At 61.0% G+C, this 18,434-nt stretch carries 16 protein-coding genes; all 16 read left to right on the forward strand.

What is annotated here, in order from left to right; translation table 11 throughout:
* Window positions 1–20 precede the first annotated feature (20 nt).
* The 16 genes from CYD26_RS16085 to nuoM all read left to right on the forward strand — a co-directional run bounded on the left by CYD26_RS16085 (window position 21) and on the right by nuoM (window position 18,427).
* Entirely contained in the window at window positions 21–1,187 is a 1,167-nt protein-coding gene (locus CYD26_RS16085; protein WP_065758544.1) for a cupin domain-containing protein, read from the forward strand.
* Window positions 1,180–1,614, forward strand: a complete 435-nt coding sequence (locus CYD26_RS16090; RefSeq protein WP_065758543.1) for a GNAT family N-acetyltransferase — start codon at window positions 1,180–1,182, stop codon at window positions 1,612–1,614. Before CYD26_RS16085 ends, CYD26_RS16090 begins: the two co-directional genes overlap by 8 nt.
* A gap of 128 nt (window positions 1,615–1,742) precedes the next feature.
* Window positions 1,743–2,477 (forward strand): secretin N-terminal domain-containing protein, encoded by a 735-nt coding sequence (locus CYD26_RS16095; protein ID WP_102053083.1) that lies wholly within the window; start codon window positions 1,743–1,745, stop codon window positions 2,475–2,477.
* Window positions 2,478–3,004: 527 nt separating this feature from the next.
* Entirely contained in the window at window positions 3,005–4,330 is a 1,326-nt protein-coding gene (gene aceA / locus CYD26_RS16100) for an isocitrate lyase (RefSeq protein ID WP_065758542.1), read from the forward strand.
* Window positions 4,331–4,961: 631 nt separating this feature from the next.
* Window positions 4,962–5,375, forward strand: coding sequence for an NADH-quinone oxidoreductase subunit A (locus CYD26_RS16105; RefSeq protein ID WP_065758541.1), 414 nt, complete (start codon window positions 4,962–4,964; stop codon window positions 5,373–5,375).
* 10 nt (window positions 5,376–5,385) lie between these two features.
* Window positions 5,386–6,063 (forward strand): NADH-quinone oxidoreductase subunit B, encoded by a 678-nt coding sequence (locus CYD26_RS16110; RefSeq protein ID WP_065758540.1) that lies wholly within the window; start codon window positions 5,386–5,388, stop codon window positions 6,061–6,063.
* Between the two features lie 77 nt (window positions 6,064–6,140).
* Complete coding sequence (gene nuoC / locus CYD26_RS16115) at window positions 6,141–7,922, forward strand: NADH-quinone oxidoreductase subunit C/D (protein ID WP_099775292.1); 1,782 nt, start codon at window positions 6,141–6,143, stop codon at window positions 7,920–7,922.
* Window positions 7,923–7,924: 2 nt separating this feature from the next.
* Entirely contained in the window at window positions 7,925–8,422 is a 498-nt protein-coding gene (gene nuoE / locus CYD26_RS16120) for an NADH-quinone oxidoreductase subunit NuoE (RefSeq protein WP_065758538.1), read from the forward strand.
* Complete coding sequence (gene nuoF, locus CYD26_RS16125; protein WP_065758537.1) at window positions 8,419–9,774, forward strand: NADH-quinone oxidoreductase subunit NuoF; 1,356 nt, start codon at window positions 8,419–8,421, stop codon at window positions 9,772–9,774. Before nuoE ends, nuoF begins: the two co-directional genes overlap by 4 nt.
* A 132-nt stretch (window positions 9,775–9,906) precedes the next feature.
* Window positions 9,907–12,621: an NADH-quinone oxidoreductase subunit NuoG gene (gene nuoG / locus CYD26_RS16130; protein ID WP_102053058.1), complete on the forward strand. Its 2,715-nt coding sequence runs from the start codon at window positions 9,907–9,909 to the stop codon at window positions 12,619–12,621.
* Window positions 12,618–13,625, forward strand: a complete 1,008-nt coding sequence (nuoH, locus tag CYD26_RS16135; RefSeq protein WP_065758535.1) for an NADH-quinone oxidoreductase subunit NuoH — start codon at window positions 12,618–12,620, stop codon at window positions 13,623–13,625. The genes nuoG and nuoH overlap by 4 nt, the downstream gene beginning before the upstream one ends.
* Window positions 13,626–13,636: 11 nt before the next feature.
* Window positions 13,637–14,182 (forward strand): NADH-quinone oxidoreductase subunit NuoI, encoded by a 546-nt coding sequence (nuoI, locus tag CYD26_RS16140; protein ID WP_065758534.1) that lies wholly within the window; start codon window positions 13,637–13,639, stop codon window positions 14,180–14,182.
* Between the two features lie 9 nt (window positions 14,183–14,191).
* Window positions 14,192–14,692 (forward strand): NADH-quinone oxidoreductase subunit J, encoded by a 501-nt coding sequence (nuoJ, locus tag CYD26_RS16145; RefSeq protein ID WP_065758533.1) that lies wholly within the window; start codon window positions 14,192–14,194, stop codon window positions 14,690–14,692.
* A gap of 4 nt (window positions 14,693–14,696) precedes the next feature.
* Window positions 14,697–15,005, forward strand: a complete 309-nt coding sequence (nuoK, locus tag CYD26_RS16150; protein ID WP_028944232.1) for an NADH-quinone oxidoreductase subunit NuoK — start codon at window positions 14,697–14,699, stop codon at window positions 15,003–15,005.
* Window positions 15,002–16,855: an NADH-quinone oxidoreductase subunit L gene (gene nuoL, locus CYD26_RS16155; protein ID WP_065758532.1), complete on the forward strand. Its 1,854-nt coding sequence runs from the start codon at window positions 15,002–15,004 to the stop codon at window positions 16,853–16,855. The genes nuoK and nuoL overlap by 4 nt, the downstream gene beginning before the upstream one ends.
* Window positions 16,856–16,894: 39 nt before the next feature.
* Window positions 16,895–18,427 (forward strand): NADH-quinone oxidoreductase subunit M, encoded by a 1,533-nt coding sequence (gene nuoM, locus CYD26_RS16160; RefSeq protein WP_065758531.1) that lies wholly within the window; start codon window positions 16,895–16,897, stop codon window positions 18,425–18,427.
* Window positions 18,428–18,434: the final 7 nt, after the last annotated feature.

An 18,434-nucleotide genomic window follows, 5' to 3' on the forward strand; every position in this document is an offset into this window, starting at 1 on the left:
TTTTTTTCAATAGGTTACACATGAATCCTGATACACCACTGCAGCTTCTGGGCGGCCTCACAGCCCGCGAATTCATGCGCGACTACTGGCAGAAAAAACCCCTGCTCGTCCGCCAGGCCTTCCCGGACTTTGAAAGCCCGATCGACGCCGACGAACTGGCCGGCCTCGCCCTGGAAGAGGAAGTCGAATCGCGCCTGATCCTCGAACATGGCGAACGCCCATGGGAAATGCGTCGCGGCCCATTCGAGGAAGACGCCTTCAGCCAACTGCCAGCGCGTGACTGGACCCTGCTGGTACAAGCGGTCGACCAGTTCGTTCCTGAAGTGGGCGAGCTGCTGGAGCACTTCCGCTTCCTGCCAAGCTGGCGTATCGACGACGTGATGATCAGCTTCGCCGCCCCCGGTGGCAGCGTTGGTCCACACTTCGACAACTACGACGTGTTCCTGCTGCAAGGCCAAGGCAAGCGCAACTGGAAAATCGGCCAGGTCTGCGACAGCGACAGCCCGCTGATCGAGCACAGCGACCTGCGTATCCTGGCGGACTTCGAGCAGAGCGACGAGTGGACCCTGGAACCCGGCGACATGCTCTACCTGCCGCCGCGCCTGGCTCACTACGGCATCGCCGAAGACGACTGCATGACCTACTCGGTCGGCTTCCGCGCACCAAGCGCTGCAGAAGTGCTCACCCACTTCACCGACTTCCTCAGCCAGTTCCTGCCTGATGAAGACCGCTACAGTGACGCCGACGCCAAGCCGGTCAGCGATCCGCACCAGATCCAGCACGACGCCCTCGACCGCCTGAAGAACCTGCTGACCGAGCACATGGGCGACGAGCGCCTGCTGCTGACCTGGTTCGGCCAGTTCATGACCGAGCCACGCTACCCCGAGCTGGTCAGTGGCGAGCCGCTGAGCGAGGAAGAGCTGATCGACAGCCTCGAACAAGGCGCCATCCTGATCCGCAATCCAAGCGCCCGTCTGGCCTGGTCCGAAGTCGACGACAACCTGCTGCTGTTCGCCAGCGGCCAGAGCCGCCTGCTGCCGGGCGACCTGCGCGAAATGCTCAAGCTGATCTGTGCCGCCGACGCATTGCATGTTGAAAACCTTGGCGAGTGGCTAAGCCATGAAGATGGCCTTACCCTGCTCTGCGAACTGATCAAGCAAGGAAGCCTGGGGTTTGCCAATGAATAAGATCACGGTACGGGTTGCCGACTGGCAGAAAGACAACGCTGACATCCGTCGCATTCGTGAAGCCGTGTTCATCGCCGAACAGGCCGTACCGCCTGAGCTGGAATGGGACACTGACGATACCAGCGCGGTGCATTTCCTGGCCTACGAAGGTGATTTTGCCATCGGTACGGCACGCCTGCTGCCCAGCGGCCATATTGGCCGGGTGTCGGTCCTCAAGGACTGGCGCGGGCTGAAGGTCGGCGATGCCCTGATGCAAGCGGTGATCGTCGAAGCCCAGAACCGCGACCTGAAGCAGCAGATGCTCAGTGCCCAGGTTCACGCCACGCCGTTCTACGAGCGCCTGGGCTTCAAAGTGGTCAGCGAGGAGTTCCTCGAAGCCGGCATCCCGCACGTCGACATGGTGCGCGAGTCCAAAGAGCTGGCTTGACGGCCAATCCCCGGCAGGGCCAACGCCTCAAGAGCGGCGGCCTTGCCGGAGATGCTTTTCCACCACACAACTCCCACATCTGCCGCAAATTTGCCATCATGTCCTCTCCACCCGCGGAGATCATGGACATGCCGCTACGCCCCCTTCTCGCCTCACTACTGCTGTCCTTCAGCCTCAGCACCCTGGCCGCCACTGAAGTGTTGCCACTGAGCCACCGGACCAGCGCCGAAATCCTCCCCGCCGCACAGTCCTTTCTCGGCAAGGACGGCAGCGTCAGCGCCTTTGAAAACAAACTCATCGTCAAAGCCGCCCCCGACAAGATCGACGAGCTTCGCACCCTCCTTGAACAGCTCGATACCGCGCCCCGGCGCCTGCTGATCAGCGTTGACAACAACGACAGCAACTTTCAGGACAATCGCGGCAACGCACGCGTCATTCGCTACGGCACAGCCAACCGCGAAGGCGGCCTGCAACAAGTTCAGGCCAGCGAAGGCGTACCGGCACTGATTCAGGTGGGCCAGAGCGTCCCGCTGACCACCACCCAGACCGACACCTATGGCCGCCTGCAAAGCCAGACGGAGTACCGCAATGTCACGCAAGGTTTCTACGTGACCGCAAGCGTCACCGGCCAGACCGTGCACCTGAACATCAGCACCAACAACGACCGGATGAGCCAGGAACGCCCCGATGTAGTGAACGTTCAAAGTACCGACACAAAAGTCACAGGAAAACTAGGGGAATGGATCACACTGGCTGGCAACAACCAGCAAAGCCAGTCGGAACGCAACACTCAGGCCTTCACTTACTCGACTCAACGCGGTGAAAACATGACGTTGCGGGTAAAAGTCGATGCATTGGACTGATCCCAGGGAAATCAAGGCCTCGACCAACGGCCTCGGAACTGACTGACGAGTCTTATTAGACCAAAGATGTAGTAACCACAAAAAAGCACTACAAAACATTTGACGGCCTCAAATCGCAGAGGCATGATGGCCCCGCTCCCGCTAATCAGAGGCCCTGGCAAGGGCCTTCGAGTCGCGCTCTAAACCTACCCAACTGAGCCGATTCGTGTCTGTACAGCCCACAAGGCGTTTGACGAGATTGCGACTGGAACGAAGTTGTCCCGAGGGACGGAAGCGCATCAAACGGTACACGGCCCATCAGGGATCGCAGCACGGCAACCACGAGCCAACCTGCAGTCACCAGAAGCGCCAACTACCTGCTCACTTCCCCCTTGAGCCTCACTCGTTCAACCGTCGCACATTTCGCCAAACACGACTGATCGCCAATGCTTCTGATCTGCGAGCAATCGGTGCTGCCCCTGTAAATGAACAGCGCAGCCGACAGAGCGAACATTTTTACCAAGACCTATGCGACGAGGTTTATTTTCATGGCACTGACACGCGAACAGCAAATTGCAGCCCTCGAAAAAGACTGGGCCGAAAACCCGCGCTGGAAAGGCGTGACCCGTACCTACACCGCTGCTGATGTTGTCCGTCTGCGTGGCTCGGTCCAGCCAGAGCACACCCTGGCCCGCATGGGTGCCGAGAAGCTGTGGAACCTGGTTACCCAAGGTGCCCACCCATCCTTCCGCCCCGAAAAAGATTTCGTCAACTGCATGGGCGCCCTGACCGGCGGCCAGGCAGTACAACAGGTCAAGGCCGGCATCCAGGCTATCTACCTGTCCGGCTGGCAAGTGGCTGCCGATAACAACTCGGCCGAGTCCATGTACCCAGACCAGTCGCTGTACCCAGTGGACTCGGTTCCAACTGTGGTCAAGCGCATCAACAACTCGTTCCGTCGTGCCGACCAGATCCAGTGGAAAGCCGGCAAGAACCCAGGCGATGACGGCTACATCGACTACTTCGCTCCGATCGTAGCGGACGCCGAAGCCGGTTTCGGTGGCGTACTGAACGCCTACGAACTGATGAAGAACATGATCGAAGCAGGCGCTGCTGGCGTTCACTTCGAAGACCAACTGGCCTCCGTGAAGAAATGCGGCCACATGGGCGGTAAAGTACTGGTTCCAACCCAGGAAGCCGTTCAGAAGCTGACCGCTGCCCGTCTGGCTGCCGACGTTGCCGGCGTACCGACCATCATTCTGGCCCGTACCGACGCTAACGCCGCCGACCTGCTGACCAGCGACTGCGACCCGTACGATCAGCCATTCGTGATCGGCGAACGCACCCAGGAAGGCTTCTACAAAGTACGCGCCGGCCTGGATCAAGCCATCGCTCGCGGCCTGGCCTACGCGCCGTACGCCGACCTGATCTGGTGTGAAACCGCCAAGCCAGACCTGGACGAAGCTCGTCGCTTCGCCGAAGCGATCAAGAAGGAATACCCAGACCAGATCCTGTCCTACAACTGCTCGCCTTCCTTCAACTGGAAGAAAAACCTGGACGACGCGACCATCGCCAAGTTCCAGCGCGAACTGTCGGCCATGGGTTACAAGCACCAGTTCATCACCCTGGCGGGTATCCACAACATGTGGCACAGCATGTTCAACCTGGCGCACGACTACGCCCGCAACGACATGACTGCCTACGTGAAGCTGCAGGAGCAGGAGTTCGCCGACGCGTCCAAAGGCTACACCTTCGTTGCTCACCAACAGGAAGTCGGCACCGGCTACTTCGACGACATGACCACCGTGATTCAGGGCGGCTCGTCTTCGGTAACCGCACTGACCGGCTCCACCGAAGAAGAGCAGTTCCACTGATCAATGATCAGTAGCTGATATTCGGGTAGCACTGAAAACCCGGGGCCTGTGATGGGGCTCCGGGTTTTTTTACACCTGCCATGAGCGAGAGCCAGCTAGACCCATCAGCGCTCCCCACAGGTTCGCCTGGGATGGCTTCGGCGGAGTGCCCATGAGTGCGGGGTGACTGCATCGCGGGCAAGCCCTGCTCCTACAGGGTGGACTGCCTCATGAGCCACCAACCAACGCACCGAAGCATTGATCCAAGGCGGCACAACCCAGGAAAAAAGCTGCTAAATAGGTAAACGCAAAAAATTAGGGACACTGCACTATGAGCAGGAACTTCCAGGCAACAGAAGGCGCTAATAAACAGTCGCGCCAAATGATATCAATTATCATTAACAATCTTGTCGTTCATTACACCAAGCAAGAAACATAATTAACAAAAGGTGAGGCAATGCCCAGCCTATGCGGCCTGCAGCGTGTTACGAAAGATTTTTGTTCTTAATCTAACGAATTAATTTGCTGCAGAAATTTTACTTGCACCCGCTTTACCCATAAAATCAGCCCGATAGATCCCGCTGCGACATATCGTCACTGCTCTACTTCTTTCAAGCTCAGAGACCCAAGCGCTCTGTTAAGGATTTTCAGCATGCCCGATTCGACAGGACTCATCGCCCACAACTGGGGCTTTGCCATTTTCCTTTTGGGTGTCGTCGGCCTGTGCGCCTTCATGCTCGGTCTGTCCAGCCTGCTCGGCAGCAAGGCCTGGGGCCGCAGCAAGAACGAACCCTTTGAATCCGGCATGCTGCCTACCGGCAGCGCACGTCTGCGCCTCTCGGCAAAATTCTATCTGGTCGCGATGCTGTTCGTGATCTTCGATATCGAAGCCCTCTTTCTCTTTGCATGGTCTGTGTCTGTTCGCGAAAGCGGCTGGACCGGATTCGTCGAAGCACTCGTTTTCATAGCAATTCTGTTGGCAGGTCTTGTCTACCTTTGGCGAGTAGGGGCGCTCGATTGGGCTCCCGTAGGTCGTCGCAAGCGGCAAGCGAAGCTGAAACAATGAGGCTTTGGCAATGCAATACAATCTCACCAGAATCGATCCGGATGCGCCTAACGAGCAGTACCCCATCGGAGAACGGGAAACCGTCTCCGATTCGCTGCTAGAGGACCAGGTCCACAAGAACATCTTCATGGGCAAACTTGAAGATGTGCTCAGTGGCGCGGTGAACTGGGGGCGTAAAAACTCCCTGTGGCCTTATAACTTCGGCCTCTCCTGCTGCTACGTGGAAATGACCACGGCCTTCACGGCGCCCCACGACATCGCCCGCTTCGGCGCCGAAGTCATCCGGGCATCACCGCGTCAGGCCGACTTCATGGTCGTCGCTGGCACCTGCTTCATCAAAATGGCGCCGATCATTCAGCGCCTGTACGAGCAGATGCTCGAACCCAAGTGGGTCATCTCCATGGGTTCGTGCGCGAACTCTGGCGGCATGTACGACATTTACTCGGTCGTTCAGGGGGTCGACAAGTTCCTCCCCGTGGATGTCTACGTGCCTGGCTGCCCGCCTCGCCCTGAAGCATTCCTGCAAGGCCTGATGTTGCTGCAGGAGTCGATTGGCCAGGAGCGTCGCCCTCTTTCCTGGGTTGTCGGTGATCAAGGCGTATACCGCGCCGAGATGCCGTCACAGAAAGAGCAGCGTCGTGAACAGCGCATCCAGGTCACCAACCTGCGCAGCCCCGACGAAGTCTGATCCAGCGACCTGCTGCCTGCTCTGCGGAACAGGCGGCCTGGCTTCATTCTCTACGTTGACCGAAAGCGACCGAGACCATGACAGCGGACACCGCTATTTACATCCCGCCTTACAAGGCTGACGACCAGGATGTGGTCGTCGAACTGAACAATCGTTTTGGCCCAGAGGCGTTCACCGCCCAGGAAACCCGCACCGGCATGCCTGTGCTGTGGGTGACCCGCGCCAAGCTGATCGAAGTACTGACGTTCCTGCGCAACCTGCCTAAACCGTATGTCATGCTCTATGACCTGCACGGTGTGGACGAGCGTCTGCGCACCCAGCGCCGTGGCTTGCCGGGCGCCGATTTCAGTGTGTTCTACCACCTGCTCTCGATCGAACGTAATAGTGACGTAATGATCAAGGTCGCCCTGTCTGAGAGCGACCTGAGCCTGCCAACCGTCACCGGTATCTGGCCGAACGCCAACTGGTACGAGCGTGAAGTCTGGGATATGTTCGGCATCAACTTTGCCGGCCACCCGCACCTGACCCGCATCATGATGCCGCCGACCTGGGAAGGTCACCCGCTGCGCAAGGACTTCCCTGCCCGCGCCACCGAGTTCGATCCGTACAGCCTGAACCTGGCCAAGCAACAGCTCGAGGAAGAAGCCGCGCGCTTCAACCCTGAAGCCTGGGGCATGAAGCGTTCCGGTGCCAACGAGGACTACATGTTCCTCAACCTGGGGCCGAACCACCCTTCGGCTCACGGTGCCTTCCGTATCGTCCTGCAGCTGGACGGCGAAGAGATCGTCGACTGCGTTCCGGACATCGGTTACCACCACCGTGGTGCCGAGAAGATGGCCGAGCGTCAGTCCTGGCACAGTTTCATTCCTTACACCGACCGTATCGACTACCTCGGCGGTGTGATGAACAACCTGCCGTATGTACTGGCCGTCGAGAAGCTGGCCGGTATCAAGGTGCCACAGAAGGTCGACGTCATCCGCATCATGATGGCCGAGTTCTTCCGGATCACCAGCCACCTGCTGTTCCTGGGTACCTACATCCAGGACGTCGGCGCCATGACCCCGGTGTTCTTCACCTTCACCGACCGCCAGCGCGCCTACACCGTGATCGAAGCGATCACCGGCTTCCGTCTGCACCCGGCCTGGTACCGCATCGGTGGCGTCGCCCACGACCTGCCACGTGGCTGGGACCGCCTGGTCAAGGACTTCGTCGAATGGCTGCCCAAGCGCCTGGACGAGTACGAGAAAGCCGCCCTGCAGAACAGTATCCTGCGCGGCCGTACCATCGGCGTTGCCCAGTACAACACCAAGGAAGCCCTGGAGTGGGGTGTCACCGGTGCTGGCCTGCGTTCCACCGGCCTGGACTTCGACCTGCGTAAAGCCCGCCCTTACTCGGGCTACGAGAACTTCGAGTTCGAAGTGCCGCTGGCTCACAATGGCGATGCCTACGACCGTTGCATGGTCCGCGTTGAAGAGATGCGCCAGAGTATCCGCATCATCGACCAGTGCATGCGCAACATGCCGGAAGGCCCGTACAAGGCGGATCACCCGCTGACCACGCCGCCACCGAAAGAGCGCACCCTGCAGCACATCGAAACCCTGATCACGCACTTCCTGCAAGTTTCGTGGGGCCCGGTCATGCCGGCCAACGAATCCTTCCAGATGATCGAAGCGACCAAGGGTATCAACAGTTACTACCTGACGAGCGATGGCGGCACCATGAGCTACCGCACCCGGATTCGTACCCCGAGCTACCCGCACCTGCAGCAGATCCCTTCGGTGATTCGCGGCAGCATGGTCGCGGACCTCATTGCGTACCTGGGCAGTATCGACTTCGTTATGGCTGACGTGGACCGCTAAGCATGAATAGCACGCTTATCCAAACCGACCGTTTCGCCCTGAGCGAAACCGAGCGCTCGGCCATCGAGCACGAGATGCATCACTACGAGGACCCGCGCGCGGCGTCCATCGAAGCCCTGAAGATCGTTCAGAAAGAACGTGGCTGGGTGCCTGACGGTGCGGTCTACGCCATCGGCGAGATCCTGGGCATTCCGGCCAGCGATGTCGAAGGCGTCGCAACCTTCTACAGCCAGATCTTCCGTCAGCCTGTCGGCCGGCACATCATCCGCGTCTGCGACAGCATGGTCTGCTACATCGGCGGCCACGAGTCGGTGGTCAGCCAGATCCAGAGCGAGCTGGGCATTGGCCTCGGCCAGACCACCCCGGACGGTCGCTTCACCCTGCTGCCGGTGTGCTGCCTGGGTAACTGCGACAAGGCCCCGGCGCTGATGATCGACGACGACACCTTCGGTGACGTACAGCCGGCTGGCGTCTCCAAACTGCTGGAGGGCTACGTATGACCCTTACCTCCTTCGGGCCTGCCAACCGCATTGCCCGCACCGCCGAAACCCACCCGCTGACCTGGCGTCTGCGCGATGACGGCCAGCCGGTGTGGCTCGACGAGTACCAGGCCAAGGACGGCTACGCTGCCGCCCGCAAGGCGCTGGGGCAAATGTCCCAGGACGACATCGTCCAGACCGTCAAGGACTCCGGCCTCAAGGGCCGTGGTGGTGCGGGCTTCCCGACCGGCGTCAAATGGGGCCTGATGCCCAAAGACGAATCCATGAACATCCGCTACCTGCTGTGCAACGCGGATGAAATGGAACCCAACACCTGGAAAGACCGCATGCTGATGGAGCAACTGCCCCATCTGCTGATCGAAGGCATGCTGATCAGCGCCCGCGCGCTGAAAGCCTACCGTGGCTACATCTTCCTGCGTGGCGAATACGTCACCGCAGCCGCGCACCTGAACCGTGCGGTCGAAGAAGCCAAGGCCGCCGGCCTGCTGGGCAAGAACATCCTCGGCAGCGGCTTCGACTTCGAGCTGTTCGTCCACACCGGTGCCGGTCGCTACATCTGCGGTGAAGAAACCGCACTGATCAACTCCCTCGAAGGTCGCCGCGCCAACCCGCGCTCCAAGCCGCCCTTCCCTGCCGCCGTTGGCGTGTGGGGCAAGCCGACCTGCGTGAACAACGTCGAGACGCTGTGCAACGTGCCGGCGATCGTCGGCAACGGCATCGACTGGTACAAATCGCTGGCCCGCGAAGGCAGCGAAGACCACGGCACCAAGCTGATGGGCTTCTCCGGCAAGGTGAAGAACCCTGGCCTGTGGGAACTGCCATTCGGCGTCAGCGCTCGCGAACTGTTCGAAGACTATGCCGGTGGCATGCGCGACGGCTTCAAGCTCAAGTGCTGGCAGCCTGGTGGTGCCGGTACCGGTTTCCTGCTGCCAGAGCACCTGGACGCACAAATGTACGCCGGTGGCATCGCCAAGGTTGGCACCCGTATGGGTACTGGCCTGGCCATGGCCGTGGACGACAGCGTCAACATGGTCTCGCTGCTGCGCAACATGGAAGAGTTCTTTGCCCGTGAATCCTGTGGTTTCTGCACCCCGTGCCGCGATGGCCTGCCATGGAGCGTCAAGCTCCTGCGCGCCCTCGAGAAAGGCCAGGGCCAGCAGGGCGACATCGAGACCCTGCTGGGTCTGGTCGGTTTCCTCGGCCCAGGCAAGACCTTCTGTGCGCACGCACCGGGTGCCGTGGAGCCATTGGGCAGCGCGATCAAATATTTCCGCCCGGAATTCGAGGCTGGCATTGCTGCGAACGCAGGCGTGCGCCCGGACCTGGCGAAGCCGATTGTCGTCGGCGCATAACGAATAGAACGCGGGTGGTCCGTGCCACCCGCTGCTTGCACAGCTCGCCCGGGTCCGCCTGTCGCGGGCTGCAAGCACACAGTTTTCCATTAGCCACGCCCGCAGACGCGGGCCAACGAAGAACTTTGAACCATGGCCACTATCCACGTAGACGGCAAAGAGCTCGAAGTCAACGGCGCAGACAACCTGTTACAGGCGTGTCTGTCGCTCGGCCTCGACATTCCTTATTTCTGCTGGCACCCGGCGCTCGGTAGCGTCGGTGCTTGCCGCCAGTGCGCGGTCAAGCAGTACACCGACGAGAACGACAAGCGTGGTCGTATCGTCATGTCCTGCATGACCCCCGCCACCGATGGCAGCTGGATCTCCATTGACGACGAAGAAGCCAAGGTGTTCCGCGCCAGCGTCGTCGAATGGCTGATGACCAACCACCCACACGACTGCCCGGTCTGTGAGGAAGGCGGTCACTGCCACCTGCAAGACATGACGGTAATGACCGGCCACAACGAGCGCCGCTACCGTTTCACCAAGCGTACCCACCAGAACCAGGAACTCGGCCCGTTCATCGCTCACGAGATGAACCGCTGCATCGCCTGCTACCGTTGCGTGCGTTACTACAAGGACTACGCAGGCGGTACTGACCTGGGCGTTTTCGGTGCCCACGACAACGTCTACTTCGGCCGCGTCGAAGACGGTGCCCTGGAGAGCGAATTCTCCGGCAACCTGACCGAGGTCTGCCCGACCGGCGTGTTCACCGACAAGACGCACTCCGAGCGCTACAACCGCAAATGGGACATGCAGTTCGCCCCGAGCATCTGCCATGGCTGCTCCAGCGGTTGCAACATCAGCCCGGGTGAGCGTTATGGCGAACTGCGCCGTATCGAGAACCGCTTCAACGGCTCCGTTAACCAGTACTTCCTGTGCGACCGTGGCCGCTTCGGCTATGGCTACGTCAACCGTGAAGACCGCCCACGCCAGCCGCTGCTCGCCAATGGCCAGAAACTGAGCCTGGACGCCGCCCTCGATCAAGCGGCCGATATGCTGCGTGGTCGCAACATCGTCGGTATCGGCTCGCCACGCGCCAGCCTGGAAAGCAACTACGGCCTGCGCGAACTGGTCGGTGCCGAACACTTCTACTCGGGTATGGAAGCCGCTGAACTTGAGCAGGTGCGCCTGGTTCTGCAGGTGCTGAACGACAGCCCGCTGCCGGTGCCAACCCTGCGCGAGATGGAAGACCACGATGCCGTGTTCGTCCTCGGTGAAGACCTGACCCAAACAGCTGCCCGCGTTGCCCTGGCCCTGCGCCAGTCGGTCAAGGGCAAGGCCGAGGCCATGGCCGAGGCCATGCGTGTTCAGCCTTGGCTCGACGCTGCGGTGAAAAACATCGGCCAACACGCGATGTACCCGCTGTTCATCGCCAGCCTGGCCGAAACCAAGCTCGATGACGTCGCCGAAGAATGCGTACACGCATCCCCGGATGACCTGGCTCGCCTCGGTTTCGCCGTCGCCCACGCCATCGACCCAAGCGCCCCTGCCGTTGAAGGCCTGGACACCGAAGCCCTGGCCCTGGCCAAGCGCATCGCCGATGCCCTGGTCGCTGCCAACCGCCCACTGGTCGTTGCCGGTACTTCGCTGGGCTCCAAGGCCCTGATCGAAGCCGCCGCCAACATCGCCAAGGCGCTGAAGCTGCGCGAGAAGAATGGCTCCCTGAGCCTGGTCGTCCCTGAAGCCAACAGCCTCGGGCTTGCCATGCTCGGCGGTGACTCGGCCGATGCCGCGCTGGATGCCGTGATTTCCGGCAAAGCCGACGCCATCGTCGTACTGGAAAACGACCTGTACAGCCGCCTGCCAGCGGCCAAGGTCGATGCTGCGCTGGCGGCCGCCAAGGTTGTCATCGTTGCGGACCACCAGAAGACTCCGACCACTGACCGCGCCCACCTGGTGCTGCCTGCGGCTACCTTCGCTGAAGGCGACGGTACCCTGGTCAGCCTCGAAGGCCGCGCCCAGCGTTTCTTCCAGGTGTTCGATCCGACCTACATGGACGCTTCGATCCTGGTTCACGAAGGCTGGCGCTGGATGCACGCCCTGCGCTCGACCCTGCTGAACAAGCCGGTGGACTGGACCCAACTGGACCATGTCACCAGCGCCTGCGCAACAGCGGCCCCGCAACTGGCGGGCATCGTCAACGCGGCACCGTCGGCGGCATTCCGTATCAAAGGCCTGAAACTGGCCCGCGAGCCGCTGCGCTACTCCGGTCGTACCGCCATGCGCGCCAACATCAGCGTACACGAGCCGCGTACTCCACAAGACCAGGACACCGCATTCGCCTTCTCCATGGAAGGTTATTCGGGTTCGGTTGAACCGCGTCAGCAAGTGCCGTTTGCCTGGTCGCCGGGCTGGAACTCGCCACAAGCCTGGAACAAGTTCCAGGACGAAGTCGGTGGTCACCTGCGCGCTGGCGATCCGGGCACCCGCCTGATCGAAAGCCAGGGCGACAAGCTGAACTGGTTCGCCAACATTCCTGGCGCCTTCGCACCGGCTCGTGGTACCTGGCAAGCGGTGCCGTTCTATCACCTGTTCGGCAGTGAAGAGAACTCTTCGCGCGCAGCACCGGTGCAAGAGCGTATCCCGCAAGCCTACGTCGCCCTGGCCAAGTCCGAAGCCGACCGCCTGGGTGTCAACGACGGCGCCATGCTCAGCCTGAACGTCGCCGGCCAGACCCTGCGTCTGCCGCTGCGTATCAATGAGGAACTGGGCGCTGGCCTGGTTGCCCTGCCGAAAGGCCTGGCCGGTATCCCGCCAGCCATCTTCGGTCACACCGTCGAAGGCCTGCAGGAGGCAGCACAATGACCTGGTTCACCCCTGAAGTGATCGATGTGATCATCACCGTCGTCAAGGCCATCGTGGTCTTGCTGGCCGTGGTGGTCTGCGGCGCGCTGCTCAGCTTCGTCGAGCGGCGCCTGCTGGGCTGGTGGCAGGACCGTTACGGTCCGAACCGCGTCGGCCCATTCGGCATGTTCCAGATCGCTGCCGACATGCTGAAGATGTTCTTCAAGGAGGACTGGAACCCACCCTTCGTCGACAAGGTGATCTTCACCCTGGCGCCGGTCGTGGCCATGAGTGCTCTGCTGATTGCCTTCGCGATCATCCCGATCACCCCGACCTGGGGTGTCGCGGACCTGAACATCGGCCTGCTGTTCTTCTTCGCCATGGCCGGCCTGTCGGTCTACGCCGTACTGTTCGCCGGTTGGTCGTCGAACAACAAGTACGCACTGCTCGGCAGCCTGCGGGCTTCGGCCCAAACCGTGTCGTACGAAGTGTTCATGGGCCTGGCGCTGATGGGCATCGTGGCGCAGGTTGGCTCGTTCAACATGCGCGACATCGTCGACTACCAGGCGCAGAACCTGTGGTTCATCATTCCGCAGTTCTTTGGCTTCTGCACCTTCTTCATCGCCGGCGTTGCCGTGACTCACCGTCACCCCTTCGACCAGCCGGAAGCGGAACAGGAACTGGCCGACGGTTACCACATTGAATATGCCGGTATGAAATGGGGCATGTTCTTCGTCGGTGAGTACATCGGCATCATCCTGATCTCGGCGCTGCTGGTAACGCTGTTCTTCGGTGGCTGGCACGGCCCGTTCGGCATCCTGCCGCAACTGCCGTTCCTCTGGTTTGCCCTGAAGACCGCGTTCTTCATCATGCTGTTCATCCTGCTGCGCGCCTCGATTCCGCGCCCGCGCTATGACCAGGTGATGGACTTCAGCTGGAAGTTCTGCCTGCCGCTGACCCTGATCAACCTGCTGGTGACCGCCGCGCTCGTGTTGTTGAACACGCCGGCCGGCGCGGTTCAGTGAGGATATAGAGCATGAAGTACATTTTTGACATCATCAAAGGCACCTACACCCAGCTGCGCAGCCTGGTGATGGTGTTCTCCCACGGGTTCCGCAAACGCGACACCCTGCAGTACCCGGAAGAGCCGGTCTACCTGCCACCGCGCTACCGTGGTCGCATCGTCCTGACCCGCGACCCCGATGGTGAAGAGCGCTGTGTAGCGTGCAACCTGTGTGCCGTGGCCTGCCCGGTCGGTTGCATCTCGCTGCAGAAAGCCGAAACCGACGACGGTCGCTGGTACCCCGAGTTCTTCCGCATCAACTTCTCGCGCTGCATTTTCTGCGGCCTCTGCGAGGAAGCCTGCCCGACCACCGCGATCCAGCTGACGCCGGATTTCGAAATGGCCGAGTTCAAACGTCAGGACCTGGTGTACGAGAAAGAAGATCTGCTGATCTCCGGCCCCGGCAAGAACCCTGATTACAACTTCTACCGTGTTGCAGGTATGGCGGTTGCCGGCAAGCCGAAAGGCGCTGCGCAGAACGAAGCCGAGCCGATCAACGTGAAGAGCTTGCTCCCTTAAGGAAGAAAGATGGAATTCGCTTTCTATTTCGCATCCGGTGTCGCTGTGGTGTCCACCCTTCGGGTGATCACCAACACCAACCCGGTACACGCCCTGCTCTACCTGATCATTTCGCTGATCTCCGTGGCGATGACCTTCTTCGCCCTCGGCGCGCCGTTTGCCGGCGTACTGGAAGTGATCGCCTACGCTGGCGCCATCATGGTGCTGTTCGTCTTCGTGGTGATGATGCTCAACCTGGGGCCGGCTTCGGTTCGCCAGGAGCGCGACTGGCTCAAGCCCGGTATCTGGGCGGGGCCGGTGTTCCTCGGCGCCCTGCTGCTGCTGGAACTGCTCTATGTGCTGTTCGGCAATCAAAGCGGTGTTGGCATCGGCCACACCACTGTCGATGCCAAGGCCGTCGGCATCAGCCTGTTCGGCCCTTACCTGCTGGTGGTGGAACTGGCCTCGATGCTGCTGCTCGCTGCAGCGGTAACGGCATTCCACCTCGGCCGCAACGAGGCGAAGGAGTAACGACATGCCTGCAATTCCTCTCGAACATGGCCTGGCCGTCGCCGGCATCCTGTTCTGCCTCGGTCTGGTCGGGCTGATGGTGCGCCGCAACATTCTTTTCGTGCTGATGAGCCTGGAAATCATGATGAACGCCTCGGCACTGGCGTTCATTGTCGCGGGCAGCCGTTGGGCGCAGCCGGATGGACAGATCATGTTCATCCTGGTGATCAGCCTGGCAGCGGCCGAGGCCAGTATTGGCCTGGCGATCCTGTTGCAGCTGTATCGCCGCTTCCACACTCTCGATATCGATGCAGCCAGTGAGATGCGCGGATGAACCTTCTCTTTCTGACTTTCGTATTTCCCCTGATCGGCTTCCTGCTGCTGTCGTTCTCGCGCGGACGGTTCTCGGAGAACCTCTCGGCGCTGATCGGCGTTGGCTCGGTAGGCCTCTCGGCCATCGTCGCGGCCTACGTGATCTGGCAGTTCAACGTTGCACCGCCTGCAGGCGGTGCGTACAGCCAGCTGCTGTGGCAGTGGATGTCGGTAGACGGCTTCGCACCCAACTTCACCCTGTACCTGGATGGCCTGTCGGTCACCATGCTGGGTGTGGTGGTCGGCGTCGGCTTCCTGATCCACCTGTTCGCCTCCTGGTACATGCGCGGTGAAGCGGGCTACTCGCGCTTCTTCGCCTACACCAACCTGTTCATTGCCAGCATGTTGTTCCTGATCCTGGGCGACAACCTGCTGTTCATCTACTTCGGTTGGGAAGGCGTGGGCCTGTGCTCCTACCTGTTGATCGGTTTCTACTACAGCAACCGCAACAACGGTAATGCCGCACTCAAAGCCTTCATCGTGACCCGTATCGGCGACGTGTTCATGGCCATCGGCCTGTTCATCCTGTTCCAGCAACTGGGTACCCTGAACGTCCAGGAACTGCTGGTACGCGCACCGGAGCACTTCAAGGCCGGTGACTTCTGGATCGTCATGGCCACCCTGATGCTGCTGGGCGGCGCGGTCGGTAAATCCGCCCAACTGCCACTGCAGACCTGGCTGGCTGACGCGATGGCGGGCCCAACCCCGGTTTCGGCACTGATCCACGCCGCGACCATGGTGACCGCCGGTGTCTACCTGATCGCCCGTACCCACGGCCTGTTCGCCCTTGCGCCGGACGTGCTGCACCTGGTCGGCGTGGTCGGCGGTGTCACCCTGGTACTGGCTGGCTTCGCCGCGCTGGTTCAAACCGACATCAAGCGTATCCTCGCCTACTCGACCATGAGCCAGATCGGCTACATGTTCCTGGCCCTGGGCGTTGGCGCCTGGGAAGGCGCGATCTTCCACCTGATGACCCACGCCTTCTTCAAGGCCCTGCTGTTCCTTGCCTCCGGTGCGGTCATCGTTGCCTGCCACCACGAGCAGAACATCTTCAAGATGGGTGGCCTGTGGAAGAAGCTGCCGCTGGCCTACGCCAGCTTCATCGTCGGTGGTGCCGCCCTGGCTGCCCTGCCGCTGCTGACCGCCGGTTTCTACTCCAAGGACGAAATCCTCTGGGAAGCCTTCGCCAGTGGTAACAACGGTCTGCTGTACGCCGGCCTGGTCGGTGCCTTCATGACCTCGCTGTACACCTTCCGCCTGATCTTCATCGCCTTCCACGGCGAAGCCAAGACCGAAGCCCATGCTGGCCACGGTATTTCCCACTGGCTGCCGCTGGGCGTGCTGATCGTACTGTCCACCTTCGTCGGTGCGTGGATTCATCCACCACTGGCCGGTGTACTGCCGCAGAGCGCCGGCCATGCCGGCGGCGAAGCCAAGCACAGCCTGGAAATCGCCTCGGGCGCCATTGCCATCGCCGGTATCCTGCTGGCAGCCGTGCTGTTCCTGGGCAAACGTCGCCTGGTAACGGCCATCGCCAACAGCGGCATCGGTCGCGTGTTGTCGGCCTGGTGGTTCGCTGCCTGGGGCTTCGACTGGATCTACGACAAGCTGTTCGTCAAACCTTACCTGCTGATCAGCCATGTGCTGCGCAAGGACCCGGTTGACCGCAGCATTGGTCTGGTGCCGCGTCTGGCACGTGGTGGCCACGCTGCCATGAGCCGTACCGAAACCGGTCAGCTGCGCTGGTACACCGCCTCGATCGCCGCAGGTGCCGTGATTGTTCTCGGCGCTGTGTTGTTGGCTGCGGTCTGATATGAACCTTGCGACTTTGCGAAAGGAATTGAGCCCGTCATGATTTTGCCTTGGCTGATCCTGATCCCCTTCATCGGCGGCCTGCTGTGCTGGCTGGGTGAGCGCTTCGGCGCCACCCTGCCACGCTGGATTGCGCTGCTGACCATGTCCCTGTTGCTCGGTATCGGCCTCTGGCTGTGGGCACACGGTGACTACACCCTCGCCCCGGCACCGGGTACCGAGCCTGCCTGGACTGTCGAATACAAAGTGCTCTGGATCGAGCGCTTCGGCATCAGCCTGCACCTGGGCCTGGACGGCCTGTCGCTGCTGATGATCTTGCTCACCGGCCTGCTCGGTGTGCTTTCGGTCCTCTGCTCGTGGAAAGAGATCCAGCGCCACGTCGGCTTCTTCCACCTCAACCTGATGTGGATCCTGGGCGGCGTGGTCGGGGTGTTCCTGGCCCTGGACCTGTTCCTGTTCTTCTTCTTCTGGGAAATGATGCTGGTGCCGATGTATTTCCTCATCGCGCTCTGGGGTCACAGCTCGGCAGACGGCAAGAAGACCCGGATCTACGCAGCAACCAAGTTCTTCATCTACACCCAGGCCAGCGGCCTGATCATGTTGGTGGCGATCCTGGGCCTGGTACTGGTGAACTACAACACCACCGGCGTACTGACCTTCGACTACAGCACACTGCTCAAGGCCGAACTGCCAGCCGGTACCGAGTACCTGCTGATGCTGGGCTTCTTCATTGCCTTCGCGGTGAAACTGCCGGTTGTACCGTTCCACTCCTGGCTGCCTGACGCTCACGCCCAGGCACCTACCGCAGGTTCCGTGGACCTGGCGGGTATTTTGCTGAAAACCGCTGCCTACGGTCTGCTGCGTTTCGCCCTGCCGCTGTTCCCGAATGCCTCGGCGGAATTCGCGCCAATCGCCATGACCCTCGGTCTGATCGGGATTTTCTACGGCGCATTCCTGGCCTTCGCCCAAACCGACATCAAGCGCCTGATCGCGTTCTCCAGCGTCTCGCACATGGGCTTCGTGCTGATCGGTATCTACTCCGGCAGCCAGCAAGCGCTGCAAGGTGCTGTGATCCAGATGCTCGCACACGGTCTGTCGGCTGCAGCACTCTTTATCCTGAGTGGCCAACTGTACGAACGCCTGCACACCCGTGACATGCGTCAGATGGGCGGCCTGTGGCACCGTATCGCTTACCTGCCAGCCATCAGCCTGTTCTTCGCCGCCGCGTCGCTGGGCCTGCCAGGTACCGGTAACTTCGTTGGTGAATTCCTGATCCTGATCGGCAGCTTCGTCAGCTCGCCATGGGTGACTGTGATCGCTACCAGCGGCCTGGTCTTCGGTTCGGTCTACTCGCTGATCATGATCCACCGTGCCTACTTCGGTCCGGCGAAATCCGATGAAGTCCTGGCTGGTATGGACACTCGCGAAATGATCATGGTGCTGGGCCTGGCTGGCCTGCTGATCCTGCTGGGCGTTTACCCGCAGCCGTTCCTCGACACCTCTGCCGCTACCATGAGTGGTGTGCAGCAGTGGCTCGGCACCGCTTTCACTCAACTCGCTTCGGCCCGGTAAGAGCGCT

The sequence above is a fragment of the Pseudomonas sp. FFUP_PS_473 genome (assembly GCF_002858665.1).
Classification (GTDB): Bacteria; Pseudomonadota; Gammaproteobacteria; order Pseudomonadales; family Pseudomonadaceae; genus Aquipseudomonas; species Aquipseudomonas defluvii.